At 72.0% G+C, this 16,882-nt stretch carries 12 protein-coding genes, 1 pseudogene and 1 riboswitch; of the genes and pseudogenes, 6 read left to right on the top strand and 7 right to left on the bottom strand.

Features of this window, described 5'->3' with window-relative positions; translation table 11 throughout:
* Positions 1 to 63 precede the first annotated feature (63 nt).
* The 5 genes from cobN to AB0L71_RS01875 form a co-directional block, all read right to left on the bottom strand.
* Complete coding sequence (cobN, locus tag AB0L71_RS01855) at positions 64 to 3,741, bottom strand: cobaltochelatase subunit CobN (RefSeq protein ID WP_365236730.1); 3,678 nt, start codon at positions 3,739 to 3,741, stop codon at positions 64 to 66.
* Positions 3,738 to 5,291 (bottom strand): cobyric acid synthase, encoded by a 1,554-nt coding sequence (locus AB0L71_RS01860; RefSeq protein ID WP_365236732.1) that lies wholly within the window; start codon positions 5,289 to 5,291, stop codon positions 3,738 to 3,740. The genes cobN and AB0L71_RS01860 overlap by 4 nt, the downstream gene beginning before the upstream one ends.
* Positions 5,288 to 6,271 (bottom strand): cobalamin biosynthesis protein, encoded by a 984-nt coding sequence (locus AB0L71_RS01865; RefSeq protein WP_365236734.1) that lies wholly within the window; start codon positions 6,269 to 6,271, stop codon positions 5,288 to 5,290. The genes AB0L71_RS01860 and AB0L71_RS01865 overlap by 4 nt, the downstream gene beginning before the upstream one ends.
* Before the next feature lie 144 nt (positions 6,272 to 6,415).
* A riboswitch (cobalamin riboswitch) is annotated at positions 6,416 to 6,547 on the bottom strand.
* A 252-nt stretch (positions 6,548 to 6,799) separates the two neighbouring features.
* The gene (locus tag AB0L71_RS01870; RefSeq protein ID WP_365236736.1) at positions 6,800 to 7,030 is read right to left on the bottom strand and encodes a hypothetical protein; all 231 of its coding nucleotides are present in this window, start codon (positions 7,028 to 7,030) and stop codon (positions 6,800 to 6,802) included.
* 51 nt (positions 7,031 to 7,081) lie between these two features.
* Positions 7,082 to 8,332, bottom strand: a complete 1,251-nt coding sequence (locus AB0L71_RS01875; RefSeq protein WP_365236737.1) for an inorganic phosphate transporter — start codon at positions 8,330 to 8,332, stop codon at positions 7,082 to 7,084.
* 227 nt (positions 8,333 to 8,559) lie between these two features.
* Here AB0L71_RS01875 and AB0L71_RS01880 point away from each other — a divergent pair, with 227 nt between their 5' ends.
* From AB0L71_RS01880 to AB0L71_RS01890, 3 genes are all read left to right on the top strand, one after another.
* Positions 8,560 to 9,222 (top strand): class II aldolase/adducin family protein, encoded by a 663-nt coding sequence (locus AB0L71_RS01880; protein ID WP_365236739.1) that lies wholly within the window; start codon positions 8,560 to 8,562, stop codon positions 9,220 to 9,222.
* Between the two features lie 56 nt (positions 9,223 to 9,278).
* On the top strand, positions 9,279 to 10,409 hold the full coding sequence (locus tag AB0L71_RS01885) for a hypothetical protein (protein WP_365236798.1): 1,131 nt from the start codon (positions 9,279 to 9,281) through the stop codon (positions 10,407 to 10,409).
* A 184-nt stretch (positions 10,410 to 10,593) separates the two neighbouring features.
* On the top strand, positions 10,594 to 11,904 hold the full coding sequence (locus tag AB0L71_RS01890; RefSeq protein ID WP_365236800.1) for a hypothetical protein: 1,311 nt from the start codon (positions 10,594 to 10,596) through the stop codon (positions 11,902 to 11,904).
* 78 nt (positions 11,905 to 11,982) lie between these two features.
* On the opposite strand, the gene AB0L71_RS01895 is transcribed toward AB0L71_RS01890, so the two are convergent.
* Positions 11,983 to 12,396, bottom strand: a complete 414-nt coding sequence (locus AB0L71_RS01895) for a VOC family protein (protein ID WP_365236741.1) — start codon at positions 12,394 to 12,396, stop codon at positions 11,983 to 11,985.
* Between the two features lie 129 nt (positions 12,397 to 12,525).
* Entirely contained in the window at positions 12,526 to 13,416 is an 891-nt protein-coding gene (locus AB0L71_RS01900; RefSeq protein WP_365236743.1) for a neutral zinc metallopeptidase, read from the bottom strand.
* Between the two features lie 272 nt (positions 13,417 to 13,688).
* Here AB0L71_RS01900 and AB0L71_RS01905 point away from each other — a divergent pair, with 272 nt between their 5' ends.
* The 3 genes and pseudogenes from AB0L71_RS01905 to AB0L71_RS01915 form a co-directional block, all read left to right on the top strand.
* A complete protein-coding gene (locus tag AB0L71_RS01905; RefSeq protein WP_365236745.1) occupies positions 13,689 to 15,287 on the top strand; it encodes an ABC-F family ATP-binding cassette domain-containing protein in 1,599 nt (532 codons plus the stop codon).
* 341 nt (positions 15,288 to 15,628) lie between these two features.
* Positions 15,629 to 15,850 (top strand): helix-turn-helix domain-containing protein, encoded by a 222-nt coding sequence (locus AB0L71_RS01910; RefSeq protein WP_352163566.1) that lies wholly within the window; start codon positions 15,629 to 15,631, stop codon positions 15,848 to 15,850.
* A 150-nt stretch (positions 15,851 to 16,000) separates the two neighbouring features.
* Positions 16,001 to 16,786, top strand: a pseudogene (locus AB0L71_RS01915) (enoyl-CoA hydratase/isomerase family protein); the annotation flags it as partial.
* Between the last annotated feature and the right edge of the window lie 96 nt (positions 16,787 to 16,882).

Below are 16,882 nucleotides of genomic sequence, written 5' to 3' on the forward strand. Positions count from 1 at the left end.
GACACACGGGAACACGACCTGGTCGCGTGCTCCCCGCCGACGCGGGGATTGCAGAGGAGGCAGTCACGCGTCTCCCTCCAGATCTCCCTCAAGTTCGAGGTAGGTCGCCCGGAGCCGGTCCAGGGTCTCCTGGTCCGGCTCCGCCCACAGCCCCCGCTCGGCCGCCTCCAGCAGCCGCTCCGAAATCCCGCGCAGCGCCCAGGGGTTGGACTTCCGCATGAAGTCCCGGTTCTCCGGGTCGAAGACGTACTCCGCGCTGAGCTTCTCGTACATCCAGTCGTCGACGACCCCCGCCGTGGCGTCGTACCCGAAGAGGTAGTCCACGGTCGCGGCCATCTCGAACGCGCCCTTGTAGCCGTGGCGTCGCATGGCCGCCATCCAGCGCGGGTTCACCACCCGCGCGCGGAAGACCCGGTGCGTCTCCTCGCCGAGTGTCCTCGTCTTGACCTGGTCGGGCGTGGCGCTGTCACCGACATACGCCTCGGGCGACTCGCCGGTCAGATGCCGGACCATGGCCACCATGCCGCCGTGGTACTGGAAATAGTCATCAGCATCGTGGATATCGTGTTCCCTGGTATCCACGTTCTTCGCCGCCACCGCGATCCGCCGGAACGCCGTCTCCATGTCCCCGCGCGCCGCGCGCCCGTCGAGGCCGCGCCCGTACGCGTAACCGCCCCAGACCGCGTACACCTCGGCCAGGTCGGCGTCGCTGCGCCAGTTCCGGGCGTCGATCAGCGGCAGCAGCCCCGCCCCGTACGCCCCCGGCTTGGAGCCGAAGACGCGTGCCGTGGCCCGGCGGCGGTCGCCGTGGACCGCCGTGTCCTCGTCGGCGTGCGCCCGTACGTAGTTGGCGTCGGCCGGCTCGTCCAGCTCGGCCACGGCCCGTACCGCGTCGTCGATCAGCCCCACCACGTGCGGGAACGCGTCGCGGAAGAAGCCGGAGATCCGCACGGTCACATCGATGCGCGGGCGCCCCAGCTCGCCGAGGGGCACGACCTCGAAGCCGGTCACCCGGCGCGACGCGTCGTCCCACACCGGCCGGCAGCCGAGGAGTGCCAGGATCTCCGCGATGTCGTCGCCCTGGGTGCGCATGGCGGAGGTGCCCCACACGGTCAGGCCGACCGACTTCGGGTAGGCGCCCGTGTCGGCGAGATACCGGGCGACCAGGGAGTCGGCGAGCGACTGCCCGACCTCCCACGACAGCCGGGACGGAATGGCCTTCGGGTCCACCGAGTAGAAGTTGCGCCCGGTCGGCAGCACATTGACGAGCCCGCGCGTGGGCGAGCCGGAGGGCCCGGCCGGTACGAAACCGCCGTCCAGGGCCCGCAGGATGTGGTCGATCTCGTCCGTCGTCCGGGCCAGCCGCGGCACGACCTCCTCGCACGCGAAGCCCAGCACCGCCACGGCGTCCGGGGGTTCGCAGCCCAGCACGTCCCGTACCAGGGCCCGGACGGCCGTGAGGTCCCAGCCGCGTTCCTCCATGCCCTCGGCGAGCCGGCGGCACACCTGCTCCAGCAGGTCGATGGCGTCGGCACCGGTGCGGGCCGGGCCTTCGACCAGCGCGGTCAGCCCGGCCGGAACCTTCACCGCGGCCCCGGGCTCGGCCAGCAGCTCCTTCTCGTCGAGCCCGAAGTGCTCGGCGACCGACGCCCGCAGTCCCGGCAGCGCGTGCGCCGTCCCGCCCCACACCTGCGAGGCACGCAGCACGGCCAGCACCAGGTTGACCCGGGCCTCACCGACCGGGCCGCCGCCCAGGACATGCAGTCCGTCCCGGATCTGGACGTCCTTGATCTCGCACAGATAGCCGTCGATGTGCATGACGAACGAGTCGAAGTCGTCGTCGCCGGGCTGTTCGTCGACATGGAGGTCGTGGTGCAGCTCGGCGGCCTTCACCAGCGTCCAGATCTGCGCCCGCACGGCCGGTGCCTTCGCCGGGTCGAGATCGCTGACCAGCGCGTACTCGTCGAGCAGCTGCTCCAGCTTGGCCAGGTCGCCATAGGTGTCGGCCCGTGCCATCGGCGGCACCAGATGGTCCACCACGGTGGCGTGTCCGCGTCGCTTGGCCTGGGTGCCCTCGCCCGGGTCGTTGACGATGAACGGGTAGACCAGCGGCAGTTCACCGAGTACGGCATCCGGGCCGCAGCCGGCGGACAGGCCGAGGCCCTTGCCCGGCAGCCACTCCATCGTGCCGTGCTTGCCCATGTGGACGACCGCGTCGGCGCCGAAGCCCCCCTCCGACGGTGCGGCCTCCAGCCAGCGGTACGTCGCCATGTAGTGGTGCGACGGCGGCATGTCCGGGTCGTGGTAGATCGCGATCGGGTTCTCGCCGAAGCCGCGCGGCGGCTGGATCAGCACCACCACGTTCCCGAACTGCAGCGAGGCGAGGACGATCTCGTCCCCGTCCACGTACAGCGAGCCCGGCGGCTCGCCCCAGTGCTCCAGCATCGAGTCGCGCAGCTCCGGCTCCAGCGTGTCGAACCAGGCCCGGTAGTCGGCGAGCGCCACACGCGCGGGGGCGGCGGCGAGCTGCTCCTCGGTCAGCCACTCCACGTCGTGGCCACCGGCGTCGATCAGACGGTGGATGAGCTCGTCACCGTTGTCGGGGTGTCCGTCGACCGCGTAACCGGCGTCGCGCAGCGCGTCCAGGACCCGCACCGCCGACGCGGGGGTGTCCAGGCCGACGGCGTTGCCGACCCGTGCGTGCTTGGTCGGGTACGCGGTGAAGACGAGGGCGAGCCTCTTCTCGGCGTTCGGCTTGTGCCTCAGGACGGCGTGGCGCACCGCGATCCCGGCGACGCGCGCGGCGCGTTCGGGGTCGGCGCGGTACACCGGCACGTCGTCGGGGCCCTGCTCCTTGAAGGAGAACGGGACGGTGATCAGCCGGCCGTCGAACTCGGGGATGGCGACCTGCATCGCCGCGTCCATGGGGGAGAGCGCGGCGTCGGACGCCTCCCACACGGCACGCGAGGAGGTCAGGCACAGACCCTGGAGGACCGGGATGTCCAGCTCGGCCAGAGCGCCGATGTCCCAGGCCTCGTCGTCGCCCCCGGCGGAGGCGTCCGACGCGCGGGTGCCGCCCGCCGCGAGCACGGTGGCGACCAGGGCGTCGGCCCGGTCCAGCAGCTCGTACAGGCCGGCGTCCGCACCGCGCAGCGAACCGCAGTACACCGGCAGGGCGTTGGCGCCACGCGCCTCGATCGCGTCGCACAGGACGTCCACGAACGAGGTGTTCCCGGACAGCTCGTGCGCCCGGTAGAAGAGCACACCGACCGTGGGGCGGCCCTCGACGTACGCACGGCGGCCGCGCAGGCCCCACTCGGGCATCTTCTGCGGTTCGGCGAAGCCGTGGCCGGTCAGCAGGACGGTGTCGGAGAGGAAGCGGGCCAGCTCGACGAGGTTTCCGGGACCTCCCTCCACCAGGTAGCGCAGTGCCTCGGCGACGACACCGGCGGGCACGGACGACTCCGCCATCAGCTCCGCGTCCGGCACGGCCTCGCCGCCCAGCAGCACGGTGGGGATGCCGGACGCCCGGAGGACGGCCAGCCCGTCCTCCCAGGCGCGCTTGCCGCCCAGCAGGCGGACGACGGCGACGGAGGCGCCCTCGATCAGTGCGGGGAGTTCCTCGCGTACGTCGATGCGGGTGGGGTTGCCGATCCGGTAGAGCGCGCCACAGGCGCGGGCGGCGAGGAGGTCGGTGTCGGAGGTCGACAGCAACAGCACGGTGCTCGCGGGGGCGTTCATGCGTGTGCTCCAAGTGTTCCGGGGGCTCCCGGGGCCGCGGGTGCGGCGGGTGCCCCGGGGGCGAGGAAGGGAAGGCCTGACGGTGCGCCGGACTCGATGAGCCTCCACAGCGCGTCGGTGTCCGCGTGTTCTTCGACGAGGTCGCCCAGGCGGTCGAGCTGTTCCTCGCGCAACGCGGCGAAAACGGTGTCGGGGGCGGGCACGAAACGACGGCCGGCGGCCCGGGCCACCTCGGTCAGGAAGCGGCGGCGGAACGCGTCGCTCTCCAACGAGCCGTGCCAGTGGGTGCCCCACACGGCGCCGACCCGGCAGCCGTCGAGGAAGGGCTCCCCGCCGCGCACGTCGGCGACGCCGTGGTGGATCTCGTACCCCTCGACGGGGGCGCCGAGCGCCTCGCCCGTGGGGCGGGCGAGGGTCTTCTCGCGGTCGAAGCGGATGTGTACGGGCAGCAGACCGAGGCCGTCGACGTGCCCGGCCCTCGACTCGACCTCGTCCTCGATGTGTTCACCGAGGATCTGGAAACCTCCGCAGATGCCGAGGACCGGCCGGCCCTCGGCGGCGCGCCACAGCAGGGCGTCGGCGAGGCCGCGCTCGCGCAGCCAGGCCAGCGCCCGCACGGTGCCGCGGGTGCCCGGGACGACGACGAGATCGGCGTCGGCCAGTTCCTCCGCGCGGTCCACGAACCGGACGACGACGCCCGGTTCGGCGGCCAGCGCGTCCACGTCGGTGAAGTTCGACATCAGGGGCACGGCGCACACCGCGACGCGCAGCACGTCCTCGCCGTGCGGAGGCGCGACGACCGATTCGCGCACCGCCCCGCGCAGGGAGACCGCCATCCCGTCCTCCTCGTCGATGCCGAGGCCGTGGACGAAGGGCAGCACTCCGTACGTCCGGCGCCCGGTGATCCCGTGCAGCATCTCCAGGCCGGGTTCCAGCAGCGAGACGTCACCGCGGAACTTGTTGACGAGGTAGCCGGCGATCAGCGACTGGTCCTCGGCACCGAGCAGCGCGGTCGTACCGAAGAACGAGGCGAAGACGCCCCCGCGGTCGATGTCGCCGACCACCACCACCGGGAAGCGTGCCGCCCGGGCGATGCCCATGTTCACGATGTCGGTGCGCCGCAGATTGATCTCGGCGGGGCTGCCCGCCCCCTCGCAGATCACCACGTCATACGTGTCCCGGAGCTGTTCGAGGCAGTCCACGACCGTGCCGAGGAGGGCCTCCTGCCTGCCGCCGTGGTAGCCGCGTGCGCTCATCTCACCCACCGGTCGGCCCATCAGGACGACCTGGCTGGAACGGTCTCCACCGGGCTTGAGCAGGACCGGGTTCATCAGCGCGGTCGGCTCCACCCGGGCGGCCATGGCCTGCATCGCCTGGGCGCGCCCGATCTCGGCGCCCTCGCGGGTGACGAACGAGTTCAGCGACATGTTCTGGGCCTTGAAGGGCGCCACCTTCACGCCCCGGCGCACGAGCCAGCGGCAGATCCCTGCCGTGACGACGCTCTTGCCCGCGTCCGAGGTGGTTCCGGCAACCAGCAGGCCGCCGCTCATGACCGCCCCCGACCCGCGGCCCGGCCGGCGGCGATCCGTCGTGCGACGAGGCCCGCGCCCAGCCGTCCGGCCACACACACCCCGAGGGCGAGCCCGGTCACCCGGCGCGACAGCCGTACCGCGCGATCGATGTCCGCGGTCTCCACCGCCCGGCCCGTCTCCCCGTTGAGGACGGGGCGGTGCTCGACCCGGCCCCCGTAGGCGAGGGTCCCGCCGAGCCGTACGCCCAGCGCACCCGCGAACGAGGCCTCCACCGGGCCCGCGTTGGGGCTCGGGTGCTTGGCCGCGTCGGCCCGCCAGGCCCGTACCGCTCCGCGTGGCCGTCCCCCGGCGGCGACGGCGAGCAGGGCGGTGAGCCGGGCACCCGGGTGGCCCGCGAGGTCGTCGAGGCGGGCCGAGGCCCAGCCGTAGCGCCGGTACCGGGGCGACTTGTGGCCGACCATGGCGTCGAGGGTGTTGGTGGCCCGGAAGCCGACGAGCCCGGGAACGCCGGCCAGCGCCCCCCACACCAGCGCGCCGACCACGGCGTCCGAGGTGTTCTCGGCCACGGACTCCACCACGGCGCGGGCGATCTGCGGTCCGTCGAGGGACTGCGGGTCGCGTCCGCACAGATGCGGCAGCCGCGTGCGGGCCGCCTCGATGTCCCCGGCGGCCAGGGCGTCGCCGATCGACCGGGCCTCACGCCCCAGCGACGTACCCCCGACGACGGACCAGGTGGCGGCCGCGGTCAGGGCGACCGAGGCGGCGGGATGACGGCGTACGGCACGGCTGATCAGCGCGGCACCACCCGCAGCGCCACCGGCGCAGACGAGTGTGTGCAGAGCGCCCCACCCGCGGTGGTCACGCCAGAGACGGCGCTCGACGGCCGCTGCGGCCCGCCCGAAGGCGGCGACCGGATGTCCCTTGCGGGGGTCACCGAGCAGCAGGTCGCCGATCAGACCGGCCGTGGCGCCGTACGCGAAAATGCGGTCGGCACGCATGGCTCAACCGGCCGTCACGCCTCGGAGGATCCTCGTACAGGCGGCTCTCGTCGGGAGAGCCGAAGCAACAGACGTACGGCAGCCAGGCATGGCGATATGTCCTCACTCAGGGTCCGCGCCCTGGTTCGACGTGACGGGCGACGAGAGTCTCCTGGCTCCCCGGATCCACAGTTCCCCGGCCTTCCAACCCGCTCGCGCGCGCCGTGACTTCCGATGTGGGGGACTGCTCCCCGGTGACAGTGGCGGGACCGCGCCGGATTCGCACCGGCTTCCTCTGCTGTCGCCGTAATTGGCTCCGGCAGTTCACCACGCTCCGCGAACGCCCGTCAACCTGCCGTTGACCTGCGGCGGCGCAGTGTGCTGAGCCCCACATCGCCCACGACGCCCCGCAGCGCTTCGCCCCGTCGCACGACGACGGGGCGAAGCGACCACGGCCGGCCCGGCGACCGTTCCACGAGGTGGACGGGCCGGCCGGGCAGCGGGGGAGAGGGGGAGAGGGGGAGAGGGGGGAGAGAGGGGAGAAGCGGCTCAGGCGACGATCAGATAGATCCCGTACGCGACCGCCGCCGCGCACAGCGCGAAGCAGGCGTACGCCCCGGCGCGGGCCAGCAGCAGCGAGCCGCCGGAGCCGCGCTGTGCGGCCGGTTCGGCCTGCTTGGCGAGGCCGACGATGCCCAGGGTGAAGAGACCCACCAGCGCGACGGTGACGACGAGGGAGACGCCGAAGACGGAGCCGAGAGCTGCCCAGTCGATTTTCATGCGGAATCCTTTGGGGGACCGGCACGGTGCCGTGACCGGCACCGGGCGGCACTAGACGGTGGCGGGGTGCGCCGGGTCCTGGGTGGATGCGGGCGGAGCCGCGATGGTGGCCTTGAGGTCCTGGGCCGTGGCGAGCGGCGGGAGGACGGCGGCGACGGCCGGGGTGCCGGTGTCCGCGGCCTCGGCCGCGCCGCTCGGAGCGACGTCGCCGTGGCCGACCGGCTTGCGGCGCGACGCCCACCAGATCGCCCCGGAACCGAGGACCAGCAGCGCCGCGACGACGACGACACCCCAGGTGCCCTGCTTCGTGAGGAACTCCGCGCCGGCACCGACCAGGCCTGCGGCCGGCAGGGTCAGGCCCCAGGCGACGAACATCCGGGTGGCGGTGGACCAGCGGACCACGCCGCCCTGGCGGCCGAGGCCGGCACCCATCACGGCACCCGAGCAGGACTGGGTGGTGGAGAGGGAGAAGCCGAGGTGCGAGGAGGCCAGGATGACCGTGGCCGCGCTGGTCTGGGCGGCGAAGCCCTGCGGCGGCTTGAGGTCGGTCAGGCCGCTGCCCATGGTGCGGATGATGCGCCAGCCGCCCAGGTAGGTGCCGAGCGCGATGGCCGTACCGGCGGAGACGATGACCCAGAGCGGAGGGTTGGCGCCCGGGTGCAGGACCCCCCCGGTGACCAGGGCCAGGGTGATGATCCCCATGGTCTTCTGTGCGTCGTTGGTGCCGTGGGCGAGGGAGACCAGTCCCGCCGAGGCGATCTGCCCGGCGCGGTACCCCTTGGCGGTGGCCTTCTCCTGGGCGTCGCTGTGGATCCTGCGGCCGATCCGGTACGTCAGTCTGGTGGCCAGCAGCGCGGCCAGACCGGCCACGATCGGCGCGGCGACGGCCGGGAGCAGCACCTTGGTGACGACGGTGCCGCCATTGACGGACGACCAGCCCGCCGACATCACCGCGGCGCCGATCAGGCCGCCGAACAGGGCGTGCGAGGAGCTGGACGGAAGGCCGACCAGCCAGGTCAGCAGATTCCACAGGATGGCGCCGACGAGTGCCGCGAAGATGACTTCTGTCCGCAGCCCGTCCTCGTTGATGATCCCGCCGGAGATCGTCTTGGCGACCTCGACCGACAGGAACGCGCCGACGAGATTGAGAACGGCGGACATGGCCACCGCTGTCTTCGGGGTGAGTGCGCCGGTCGAGATGGTGGTCGCCATCGCGTTGGCGGTGTCGTGGAAACCGTTTGTGAAATCGAACACTAGAGCTGTCACGATCACTATCGCGAGGAGCAGCGTGATGTGTTCCATTGACCCAGGCAATCGTTCGACGTCATTGGCACGTGGACCGTAGGTAATCCGGGTGAACGGAAGATGAACTGGGCAGGGCGTTGCGGTGTCTCCCTCCGCGGTCGAACCCTGATCTGCTCCCCGGCGGGCCACGCTTCGCCCCCCCATGCCCCCTTCTGCGTACTTCGCCGGATGCGGCTCCGGCCGACCGCAGGACCGTTCGTCTCCCTGGCTGACAGGATCCCCGTATGAGTGATGAGCAGCGGGGCGCGATCGAACAGGCCTGGAGCGGCGTCGTCGCCACCGCCCGCAGGACGGCGGCGGACGGCCTCGTCGTCGGGACCTCGGGGAACGTGTCGGCCCGGGTCGGCGGGACGATCCTGGTCACTCCGAGCGGCGTGCCGTACGACCGGCTCGGCCCCGAGGACGCCGTCGGTGTCGACCTGGAGGGCAGACGCGTCCTCGGCGAACGGGTCCCCACCAGCGAACTCCCGCTCCACCTCGCGGTCTACCGGAACAGCGACGCGGCCGCCGTCGTCCATACCCATGCGGTGCACGCAACGGCCGTCTCCACCCTGGTCCCCGAGGTCCCCTCGATCCACTACGCCGCCGCCCTGCTCGGCGGCCCCGTCCGGGTCGCGGCCTATGCCCGCTACGGGACGCAGGAACTGGCCGAGAACATGCTCGCCGCCCTGCGGGACCGTACGGGCTGCCTCCTCCAGAACCACGGGACCGTGACCTACGGAGCGACCCTGGACCAGGCGTACGAGCGGACCGCCCAGCTGGAATGGCTCTGCCGGCTCTGGCTCGCCGCGAGCTCCGTACCCGGACGCTCGCCGAGGCTGCTGTCCCCTGCCCAGCTGCACGAGGTGCAGGAGGCGCTGAAGGGCTACGGGCAACCGGGGGGCTGACGCCGGACGGACCCCGCCCGCTGGCAGGGTGCGCCATGCCCCGTGAGACTGAAGCGGTGCGCCCGGCAACCCTCACGGCAGCAGCCGTCACCACGGTCCTCGGCGTCGGTGCGGCGGCAGCTGTCGCGGCCGGCCGGTACGCCAGTCACGTCGCCCTCAAGGAGCCGTCCGGAAGGCCGCTCCCCGCCGACAGCGGAATCACCGTGCACGCCACGGCGGCCGGGCAGGTCACCCTGACCCGGTCCTTCGCGACCCTGCGGCCCGGTAGATACGGACTGGTGGCCGACGGCGTCCACGCCGTCATCGGTCCGGTGATCGAACACGCTCCGCACGCCCCCGACACCGTCGTCCGGAGGCTGGAACGCGTCAACAGGGGCAGCCTGGAGCCCGGCCTCACGGTCCGCGTCACCCCGCAGCTGCACAGCGGCGACCCCTCGTCGGCCCTCGGCCTCGACCACCAGGAGGTCGAGATCCCCGGGGAGCTCGGTGCCCTGCCTGCCTGGTTCGTGCCCGGCCCCCGCGACACCTGGGTCATCACGGTGCACGGCCTCGGCACCACGCGGGAACACCCCATGAACGTCATGACGTTCCTGCGCGATCTGCGTCTGCCCGTGCTCGACCTGGCCTACCGCGGCGACGCCGGAGCGCCGCGCTCCCCGGACGGCCTGGCCCACCTCGGCGAATCCGAGTGGCGCGACCTGGACGCGGCGATCCGCTTCGCCGTCCGGTACGGCGCCGAGAAGGTCGTCCTGCACGGCTGGTCCACCGGCGCCTCGATGGCGCTGCACGCCGCCGTCAACTCCGCGCTCCGGGGCCGGATCTGCGGAATCGTCCTCGACTCCCCGGTCCTGGACTGGGTCACCACGATGCGCGCCCTGGCCACGGCACACGGTGTGCCGACCGCGCTCCTGCCGCTCGCCGTCCGCGCAGCCCAGGGGCAGACCGGCCTGCACGGCGCACGGCTCCTGGACGGTTCCCTCGCACCCGCGCTGCACGTCCCGACCCTGATCTTCCACGGCCCGGACGACACCCTGGCCCCGTGGCAGCCGTCCCGTGACCTCGCCGCCCGCCGGCCGGACCTGGTCGCCCTGCACCCCGTACCGCAGGCTCCGCATGCGGCGATGTGGAATGCCGATCCGGTCCACTACGAAGAGGCACTGCGACGCTTCCTCACGCCCCTGATGTGACCTGATGCGAGGGATCGGCCGGTTGGTTCCGGAGCCCGTCCGCCTCCCCTTCCGCCACGACTTCGGGTTCCGTTTGGGCTTTCGGGCCGTCAGGGGCAAGACTGCTCCCGTGACGTCCCGTACTCCGCGCGACTCCAGGCTCCGACTTGTCCGCCCGCGCCCCCTGGCCACCGCTCGCAAGGCCGTGACCAACCGGCGCACCAGGCCCGCTCCCCGCCCCCCGGAGGGCACCCCGCCCAGGGGGGAACTGGCCCGCCAGGCCAGAACGGTCCTCGCCGACGCCGTACGGATCGCCCGCTGGGCGGCCGACGGCGCGGTCCCCGGCGCTCCACCCCTGGCCGCCCAGGCTCTCGAACGGGCCGCGACGGCCCTGGAATCGTCCCCGGCCCAGGTGCGTTCCGGCTGGGACCGGGCCCGGCTCGCCGGTCTCGTCGAACTGCACGGCGACACCGCACGACCGGGCTGGCGGCTGCGCGCCTGGGACCGCGACGACTCCGCCGTGCTCCGTGGCTGGGTGGCACTCTTCGACGCCTGGCCCCTGGTCCACCCGGCGCCCGAGGACATCGATTCCGGCGCGGTCGCCGAGGCCGTCGAGGCCGTGCCGCAGGTGCTCTCCCTGCTCCAGCTCTCGGCGGGACCGGTTTCCGTGCCGGTCCTCCTGGACCTGCTGAGCCAGCGCGTCGCCGAACTCCGCGAGGAGCGCTGCGAGGTGCCGTACGGGCCCCGGACGCCGCTCGCACCGGCCGCGGCAGGCCCCGGCGCACACCCTGCCGCCCTGATCACCCTCCTGCTGGACTGGGCCCTGGAGGGGCTGGCCGCCGTCGGAGCACTCACTCTCGACGCCGGACACGCCACCCTCACCCCGCTCGGCAACTGGGCGGTCTGGGTCAAGCTGGAACAGATCTGCGTCGCGGCCCAGAGCCCGGCCGGGAACATCGAGCAGGCCGCCGCCGACATGCTGCTCGGCTGCGCTCGGCTCACCCCCGGCCCGGCCCGCGCGGAATACCGCGCCTGGCTCGCCGCCCGCCCCGTCGGCAGCGCCGTCGCCGAACTCCTCGCCGTCGCCCGCGGCGAGGACGCGTTGCTGCGCGGGCTCGCCTTCGAGGCACTCCGGGTGGTCGGCGCGCCCGCCGAACCCGAGGTGCGTTCCGTGGCGGGCGACCCCTCGCTGCGCCCCTACGCGCTGCTCTGGCTGGCCGAGTACGAGGGTGCGGATCCTGAGGACGCCCAGGACGTCCTCAGCCGGGAGGAGGCCACCTGGCTCTGGATCGACACCGCGGCGGCCGTCGCCGACCACGGCGAGACCACGCTGCTGATCCGGCACCTCGACTCGGCCGTCCAGGGCACGGTGCCGGCGCTGCTGGACGAGGTGCGCGCCGTCGGTCACCCGCGCACCGTGCAGGTGCTGGTGGCCCTGGCCGCCGCGCATCCGGACCCCGCGCTCGCCAAGGCGGTGCGCAGGGCCGCGTTCCAGGTGCACACGGGCGGCCTCTAGCCGCGGCAGGCGTTGCCTGTTGTGGCACCGGGACGGCCCGGGTCCCCGCGTCCGCCCGACGCGGGGACCCGGCCGTGGTCAGTCGGCCGACCCCGGTGCGTACGTCCCGAAGCTCCACACGTTGCCCTCGCCGTCCCGTGCCACGTAGTCGCGTGCGCCGTAGTCCTGGTCCGTGGGCGGCATCAGGATCTCCACGCCGTGCTCCACCGCCCGGGCATGGTGTGCGTCGACCTCTTCCACCACGACGTAGACGCCGGCCGGGCCCGCGTCCCGCATCGCCTCGGCGAAGACGCCCGGGCGGCCCTTGGAACCGAGCATCACCCTGCCGTTGCCGCAAGAGAGTTCCGCATGGAGCACCGCGCCGTTCGCGCCCTCGTACACCGCTTCCTGAGTGAAGCCGAGGCCCTCCGTCAGCGTCTTGATCGCGGCCCTCGCGTCGTCGTACAGAATCGTCGGATAGATCGTCGGTACGCCGGCCGGTACGCCTGCCATGGCGCTCACCTCTTCTCGTGCCCCCGTGCCGCATGTATGTGATCTGCGTCTCAGTCTTCCACCGGCCGTGGGCAGCGGCCCGTCCCGGCCCGGACGGTCCCGTGTGCGGTCGGGCCGCGGTGCCCCGGCTCAGCCGAAGGTGTTGCAGTCGGTCATGTCGCCGCTCTTGAAGCCGGTGGTGAACCACTGCTGGCGCTGTGCGGCCGAGCCGTGCGTCCAGGAGTCCGGGGTGACCCGCCCCTGGTACTGCTCCTGGATCCGGTCGTCGCCGACCGACGCCGCCGCGTCGAGACCCTCCCGGATGTCCGCCTGGGTCAGCGAGGTGATCAGCGGCCGGCCGGTCGATTCGTCGGGCGTGGTCGTTGCGTGATGGGCCCAGACCCCGGCGTAGCAGTCCGCCTGGAGCTCCACCTTGACCGAGTTGCTGTCCGCGCCGGTCTGCTGGTCCTGTGCGCGGCTCAGGGTCCCCATCAGGTCCTGGACGTGGTGCCCGTACTCATGGGCGACGACGTACGCCTGGGCGAACGGGCCACCGCTCGCACCGAACTTCGTGTGCAGCTCGTCGAAGAAACCCAGATCGAGGTAGACCTTGCGGTCCCCCGGGCAGTAGAACGGCCCGACCGCCGAGGTCGCGGAGCCGCATGCGGTGCCCACCCGGTCGGTGAACAGGACCGTCGGCGCGTTCGTGTACGTCCCGTCGCGCTGCTGGAACTCCTGCTTCCAGTAGTCCTGCACGCTGTTGACCACCGCGACGGTCCGGCAGTCGTCCTTGGTGTTCGCGTCCTGCCCGGTCCGGCAGGACTCCTCCACCTGCGCCACCGAGGATGCGGTCGCCGTCGTGCCGGAGTCGCCGGACGACAGCCCGAGCTGATCGGGGCCGACGCCGAAGAAGAGCCCCAGGACCAGCGCGAGGATGCCGGCGATACCGCCGCCCACGGTGGCCTTGCCGCCTGGGATACGGCTGCCGCGCACGTCCTGGACCTCGGACGTGTCCAGACCGGCGTCGTCGTCGAACTGCATGGGGTACCACCCTTTGTTCCGGATGTGACGGTCTCACCGCTTGCACCGAGTATTGGGTAATTCACACGGCTGTGCCCATTTTCGCCGAACCGCGGAGCGGGGCGGCGTCGCCCGGGTGCGTGCACGGTCGTGCCGCAGGGCACGCGGAAAAGCAGTTGCACACCGCCAGTAGAATGGCTGCCATGGCCAATCTCCCCGTGCATGAGTAGCGGCGTCGCGTCGAGACTCCGAATTCGTCCCGTCCGTCGTCCACACCGCCCTGGAGTTTGTCCGTGATCACCGCTTCCGGCATCGAGCTGCGCGCCGGCGCCCGCATCCTCATCGAGTCCGCCTCCTTCCGTATCGCCAAGGGCGACCGCATCGGCCTCGTCGGCCGCAACGGAGCGGGCAAGACCACGCTCACCAAGTGCCTCGCGGGCGAGGGCAACCCGGCCGGCGGCACCATCACCCGCTCCGGCGAGGTCGGCTACCTCCCGCAGGACCCGCGCACCGGCGACCTCGACGTGCTCGCCCGCGACCGCATCCTCTCCGCCCGCGGTCTCGACGAGATCCTGCGCAAGATGCACGAGAACGAGGAGCGGATGGCGAACGGCAAGGGCGCCACCCGCGAGAAGGCGATGAAGAAGTACGAGCGCCTGGAGACGGAGTTCCTCACCAAGGGCGGTTACGCCGCCGAGGCCGAGGCCGCCACCATCGCCGCCGCGCTCAGCCTGCCCGACCGGGTGCTCGGACAGCCGCTCCACACGCTCTCCGGCGGTCAGCGCCGCCGTGTCGAACTGGCCCGCATCCTGTTCTCGGACGCCGACATCATGCTGCTCGACGAGCCGACGAACCACCTCGACGCCGACTCGATCGCCTGGCTGCGCGACTACCTCAAGACCTACCGCGGCGGCTTCATCGTGATCTCCCACGATGTCGACCTCGTCGACACGGTTGTCAACAAGGTCTTCTACCTCGACGCCAACCGCTCGCAGATCGACATCTACAACATGGGCTGGAAGCTCTACCAGCAGCAGCGCGAAGCGGACGAGAAGCGCCGCAGGCGCGAGCGGCAGAACGCCGAGAAGAAGGCCGCGGCCCTCAACTCGCAGGCCGACAAGATGCGCGCCAAGGCCACCAAGACCGTCGCCGCACAGAACATGGCCAAGCGCGCCGAGCGGCTGCTCTCCGGCCTCGACGCCGTCCGGGTCGCCGACAAGGTCGCCAAGCTGCGCTTCCCCGAACCCGCGCCGTGCGGCAGGACCCCGCTGATGGCGGAGGGCCTGTCCAAGTCGTACGGCTCCCTCGAGATCTTCACCGGTGTGGACCTCGCCATCGACAAGGGGTCCCGGGTCGTCATCCTCGGCCTCAACGGCGCCGGCAAGACCACGCTCCTGCGGCTTCTCGGCGGTGCTGAGAAGCCCGACACCGGCGAGGTCATCCAGGGCCACGGACTGAAGCTCGGCTATTACGCCCAGGAACACGAGACCCTCGACCCGGAGCGCACCGTCCTGGAGAACATGCGCTCGGCCGCGCCCGATCTCGATCTCGTCGACGTCCGCAAGACCCTGGGCTCGTTCCTCTTCTCCGGGGACGACGTCGACAAGCCCGCAGGCGTCCTGTCCGGCGGGGAGAAGACCCGCCTCGCCCTGGCCACCCTGGTGGTCTCCTCCGCCAATGTGCTGCTCCTGGACGAGCCGACGAACAACCTCGACCCGGCCAGCCGGGAGGAGATCCTCGGCGCGCTGCGCACCTACAAGGGCGCCGTCGTCCTGGTCACGCACGACGAGGGGGCCGTCGAAGCCCTTCAGCCGGAGCGCATCATCCTGCTGCCGGACGGTGTCGAGGACCTGTGGGGTGCGGACTACCAGGACCTCGTCGCGCTCGCCTGATCCGGGCTCCGGCACTGCCGGTCCACTCCGCGTGGATCACCGCGCCTATGCGTGATCCCTCATCTGCGTGAGTGCGTCTCGTACCGCGGCGCGGCACCCGCAGATACCTGCCTCGTGCACCCATTTGGCGGGTCGCCGACCCCGTGTGGTCCTGACCTGGCGGTTCGTCCAGGACACGGTCCCGTCTGCCCTCTCACGCCCATGGAATGCGGAATTCCGGTCGTGTCCGTCCCTTCCCCGGGCGGCAATCCGCTCGCACGGACCTTGCCGAATGGGTGGCCAGGAAGCCCTGGAGGGGTGATCATGAGAGTCCAGAGCGCACTTCCCATGAGGAGGCACGGGTGGCCGAGACTCTGAAGAAGGGCAGCCGGGTGACCGGCGCCGCGCGCGACAAGCTCGCGGCAGACCTGAAGAAGAAGTACGACTCCGGTGCGAGCATCCGGGCGTTGGCCGAAGAGACCGGCCGCTCCTACGGATTCGTCCACCGGATGCTCAGTGAGTCCGGAGTCGCGCTGCGAGGACGCGGCGGAGCGACACGAGGCAAGAAGGCCGCCACGGCCTGACGGCCGTCGGCGGTCGGGGTGGGCCTCTGGGCCCGGCCCGGGGCTCACCGGTTCCGGCGGTGGCCACCCAGTCGATCCTGATGTCGACCGGGTGGTTACTGTTCAGTCACTTAGCTCGATGTGCTGACTGAACCAACCCGGAGGCGCCCCATGACCTCGATCGACTCTGTTCTCGACAAGGACGGCGTACGGCTCACCGTCGATGACGCGGTTGCCACGGTGACCCTCACCAACCCGGCCAAGCGCAACGCTCAGTCCCCCGCTCTCTGGCGGGCGTTGACGGAGGCCGGACGGGCTCTGCCCGGCAATGTGCGGGTCGTCGTGCTGCGCGGCGAGGGAAAGTCCTTCTCCGCTGGCCTCGACCGGCAGGCGTTCACGCCCGACGGGTTCGACGGTGAGCCGTCCTTCCTCGACATGGCGCGCGGCACGCAGGCCGAGCTCGACGCGACCATCGCCGAGTACCAGGAGGCGTTCACCTGGTGGCGTCGCAACGACATCGTGTCGATCGCGGCCGTCCAGGGGCATGCCATCGGTGCCGGTTTCCAGCTCGCCCTCGCCTGCGACCTGCGGGTCGTCGCCGAGGACGTGCAGTTCGCCATGCGTGAGACCAGCCTCGGTCTGGTGCCCGACCTCACCGGTACACACCCGCTGGTCCATCTGATCGGCTACGCCCGCGCGCTCGAAATCTGTGCCACGGGCCGCTTCGTGCACGCCGAGGAGGCCGGGCGCATCGGCCTGGCCAACCTCGTGGTGCCCGCCGAAGAGCTGGATGCCGCGGCCCGCGGCCTGGCCGGTGCCCTGCTGGCTGCCCCGCGTGACGCGGTCGTGGAGACCAAGGCGCTGCTGAGCGGTGCCACCTCGCGCGGCTACGAGGAGCAGCGCGCCGCCGAACGGGCCGCGCAGGGCCGCCGCCTGCGCGACCTGGCGGGCATCACCGCCGCGACCGAAGGGTGCCCCTCCACCGCCTCCGCCACCGCGCCGCGCACCGCACGTGCCACGTCCAGGGCCCGGTGGCCCGCGTCCGTCGCCAGT

Source organism: Streptomyces sp. NPDC052052 (assembly GCF_040680455.1).
Lineage (GTDB): Bacteria > Actinomycetota > Actinomycetes > Streptomycetales > Streptomycetaceae > Streptomyces.

Excerpts from the sequence above, each read along its gene's own strand:
- cobN (WP_365236730.1), bottom strand. The coding sequence starts at position 3,741 with ATGAACGCCCCCGCGAGCACCGTGCTGTTGCTGTCGACCTCCGACACC.
- AB0L71_RS01860 (WP_365236732.1), bottom strand. The coding sequence starts at position 5,291 with ATGAGCGGCGGCCTGCTGGTTGCCGGAACCACCTCGGACGCGGGCAAG.
- AB0L71_RS01865 (WP_365236734.1), bottom strand. The coding sequence starts at position 6,271 with ATGCGTGCCGACCGCATTTTCGCGTACGGCGCCACGGCCGGTCTGATC.
- AB0L71_RS01870 (WP_365236736.1), bottom strand. The coding sequence starts at position 7,030 with ATGAAAATCGACTGGGCAGCTCTCGGCTCCGTCTTCGGCGTCTCCCTC.
- AB0L71_RS01875 (WP_365236737.1), bottom strand. The coding sequence starts at position 8,332 with ATGGAACACATCACGCTGCTCCTCGCGATAGTGATCGTGACAGCTCTA.
- AB0L71_RS01880 (WP_365236739.1), top strand. The coding sequence starts at position 8,560 with ATGAGTGATGAGCAGCGGGGCGCGATCGAACAGGCCTGGAGCGGCGTC.
- AB0L71_RS01895 (WP_365236741.1), bottom strand. The coding sequence starts at position 12,396 with ATGGCAGGCGTACCGGCCGGCGTACCGACGATCTATCCGACGATTCTG.
- AB0L71_RS01900 (WP_365236743.1), bottom strand. The coding sequence starts at position 13,416 with ATGCAGTTCGACGACGACGCCGGTCTGGACACGTCCGAGGTCCAGGAC.